General features: G+C 66.1%; 2 protein-coding genes. One reads left to right on the top strand and one right to left on the bottom strand.

Annotated elements, in window-relative coordinates; all coding sequences use genetic code 11:
- Positions 1-388, bottom strand: a 388-nt coding sequence (locus ACO1BU_RS36870; protein ID WP_424140824.1) for a CHASE4 domain-containing protein, incomplete at its 3' end; no start/stop codon positions are given.
- A 658-nt stretch (positions 389-1046) separates the two neighbouring features.
- Here ACO1BU_RS36870 and ACO1BU_RS36875 point away from each other — a divergent pair.
- Positions 1047-2515, top strand: a 1469-nt coding sequence (locus tag ACO1BU_RS36875) for a hybrid sensor histidine kinase/response regulator (RefSeq protein WP_424140825.1), incomplete at its 3' end; no start/stop codon positions are given.

Raw genomic sequence — 2515 nt, forward strand, 5'->3', positions numbered from 1 at the left:
TCTGCCCGTGAACTGCCGCGTAGACCGGCTCGCCCCGGGGGGTCAGGATGTAGACCTGCTCATGGCCGAACATCCGGAACAGCCAGGGGCCGATATTCTCCTCCAGCGGGTCCAGATCCAGGACCGGTGCTCGCAGTCGCGTGATCAGGGGATCCCAAAGCGCAGCGCCCTGCTGCTGATCGGTGAGATCCTGGACACTTGCCGCGACGGCTCGGTTCGTGACCCGTGCCTGTCTTTCTGTCGAGACCGTGTCGCTGGTCCTGGTGGCCCAGTGGAGGCCAAACCCGCCGAGGGCCACGGTGACCAGGAAGACCGCAGCCAGTGGAAGGACGACATGCCTGCGGAAATCACGGCGGAAGCTCTCCAGATCTCCGAGGTCCTGGATCATGGCGCCGCGCAACTCCCGTATGGCCGACAAAGGACGTTAACGAAAAGAGACCCATGGCCGGTGCATGCGGGAGGTGCAACCGGCGATTGCAGCTTCTGGAGCGGGTGCAGTTTCGCAAAGGCGCCCAAGACGGGATGCAGACCTGGCGGCCTCGCCAAAGCGCACGGTTCGAGCGTCCCAGGAGGCACCCTCCGGCCACTCCGGCCTGGACGACACAGGGATGATTTGTCCCAGGGTCTTCCGGCACCATTGCGCTGCCCTTCAAGGCCGACGCGGTCGGGAGGCTGGTTCCCGGCTGCGGGGCCTGGCGGCGGCGCTCGGCCGGAAGTCCGCCCCTGGGGCGGTCAATGCCGGCGCCTGCCCAGCATGGCCCGTGCCGATGTCAAGGCCAACTCAGACTATCCATCATATCAGATCCGGACTTTTACACATTGTCACCTTGTCGCTTTAATCTCGCCACGCTGGGGATGAATTTCCGACGCAGTCTCTTCCAGACCACCGTTTCGCGCGGCCTGGACGCGGTCTGGACCCAGGATGGCCACCTCGGGTGGTGCCAGGAGGCTCGCGTGGCCGAAAATGAGAACGGACGGAGCACCTGTGGTGCTCGCGGCGCCGTGGAGGCCGGACCGGCCACCGCGCGGCTATTCGGATCAGAATGATGGACCAGAATGGTACAGCAGACGAGATGGGCTACGCCTTCCTGAGCGGCGGCGGTGAACTCGCGAGGCTGATCGCGGCATTCGACTGGGCCTCCACGCCGCTGGGGCCCATCACCGACTGGCCGCAGAGCCGCAAGACCGCGGTCTCGCTGATCCTCCGCTCACCCGTTCCAATCGCCACGCTGTGGGGCAAGGACGGGATCATGATCTACAATGATGCCTATTCTGGCTTCGCGGGTAGCAGACATCCCCAACTCCTCGGCTCGAAGGTCCGCGAGGGCTGGCCCGAGGTCGCGGATTTCAATGACAACGCGATGAGGATGGTCCTGGCAGGCGGAACGCTCTCCTACCGGGACCAGAAGCTGCTGCTGAAGCGGAAAAGGCAGCCGGAGCAGGTCTGGTTGGACCTGGACTACTCGCCCATCCTTGGCGAGAGCGGCCGGCCGGACGGTGTGATCACCATCGTCGGCGAAACAACGGCAAAGGTGGAGGCCGAGCAACGCCTGAGGGTTGCGGCGGAGGAGCTGGCCAGGCTGAACGCCGAGTTGGAGCAGCGGGTCGCGGAGCGCACGGCCGAACGCAATCGGATTTGGCGTTACTCGCGCGACCTGCTCGCCGTCGTGGGGTCGGACGGGATCTTTCGTGCCGTGAACCCGGCCTGGACCACCGTGCTCGGCTACGAGCCGTCGGAGGTCATCGGGCGCAGCTTTCTCGATTTCGTCTGGCCCGAGGATGCCGAGCTGAGCCAGAGCGGCCACCACGAAGCCGCCTTGAACAGGAACCAGACGAGCTTCGAGAACCGCTACCGCCACCAGGACGGCACGTCGCGCTGGATCTCCTGGAACACCTTCGCCGAAGGCGACCTCGTCTTCGCCTATGGGCGGGATATCACGGCGGAGAAGGAGCAGGCCGAGGTGTTGCGCCAGACCGAGGAGGCGCTGCGTCAGGCACATAAGATGGAGGCGGTGGGCCAGCTCACGGGCGGCATCGCGCACGACTTCAACAACCTGCTTACTGGCATCATCGGCAGCCTGGAGCTGCTCCAGGCACGCCTGGACCAGGGGCGGATCAGCGATCTCAGTCGCTACATCGTCGCGGCCCGCGGCGCGGCGGATCGGGCCGCGGCTCTCACGCACCGGCTGCTGGCCTTTTCGCGCCGGCAGGCGCTCGACCCAAACCCCACCGACATCAACCGGCTGGTCGCCGGCATGGAGGAGTTGGTCCGCCGCACGATGGGCCCCGCCGTGGAGGCGGAGGTGGTCGCGGCCGGTGACCTGTGGACCACGCTGGTCGACCCGAACCAGCTCGAGAGCGCGCTGCTGAACCTGTGCATCAATGCCCGCGATGCCATGCCCGAGGGTGGCAAGCTCACCATCGAGACAGCCAACCGCGGGCTCGATGCCCGCGCCGCGCGCATGCATGACCTGCCGCCGGGCGAGTATGTCTCCCTGTGCGTCAGCGATACCGG

The sequence above is a fragment of the Roseomonas chloroacetimidivorans genome (genome assembly GCF_049629625.1).
Lineage (GTDB): Bacteria > Pseudomonadota > Alphaproteobacteria > Acetobacterales > Acetobacteraceae > Roseomonas > Roseomonas chloroacetimidivorans.